Raw genomic sequence first — 717 nt, forward strand, 5'->3', positions numbered from 1 at the left:
TGTACGGCTAAATTCCGCTACCGTCAGCCTGATTCTAAGGTGACAGTACATGTCAAAGGAGATAAGGCAGAGGTCATCTTTGCGGAACCGCAACGCGCCATCACACCAGGACAGGCAGTTGTCTTTTACGATGGCGATGAGTGTCTCGGTGGCGGTTTGATTGATAATGCTTATCGAGATGGACAGGTTTGTCAGTACATTTAAGATTTTCTAAGAGGAAAGAGAATGTTTCAGTTTTTTAAGAAAAAAACGGCTAAAAAAGAGCAAACAATGAGCCTCTCTGACTATAAGAAAGAGTATTTGAGAGAGAAAACGACAGAGTCAATTGAAGCCTTGTTCAAGGAATTGAAACAAGCTAAAGTCTGGGTCCCCTTCAATCCGAATCTTCTGGATGAGAGTGATGAACAAGAAGGGGTACGACTAAAACCGGATATTCTGCGAAAGGGAGACGACTACTTCTATCCTTGTTTCTTAACTGAACAAGATATTCCCAGGGACTATTATGACCGTTTTTCCTGGTTGCAATTACCTCTTACGGACTGTTTATCTGTTGCGGAAGAGATAGGGGAGTTTCCGGTGAGAGGGATTGTTCTGGATGCCTTCTCTGACCCAGTCGAGATTGACAAAGGAGCTTTTGAAGCGATTCGCCAATTATAGTACATTTAGATTGACAAATTTTCTCAATTTGCTACAATAATAAAAGCAATAGAAATGATG

2 protein-coding genes are annotated in these 717 nt (G+C 41.7%); both read left to right on the top strand.

The annotated features are described in order from the left end of the window. The coding region (locus tag GMD6S_RS11565) for an aminomethyltransferase beta-barrel domain-containing protein (RefSeq protein WP_001073838.1) at positions 1-204 on the top strand (204 nt) is incomplete at its 5' end. Between the two features lie 21 nt (positions 205-225). Then, a complete protein-coding gene (locus tag GMD6S_RS11570) occupies positions 226-657 on the top strand; it encodes an SseB family protein (protein ID WP_000485110.1) in 432 nt (143 codons plus the stop codon). The last annotated feature ends 60 nt before the right edge of the window (positions 658-717 follow it).

It is taken from the genome of Streptococcus sp. GMD6S, assembly GCF_000297015.1.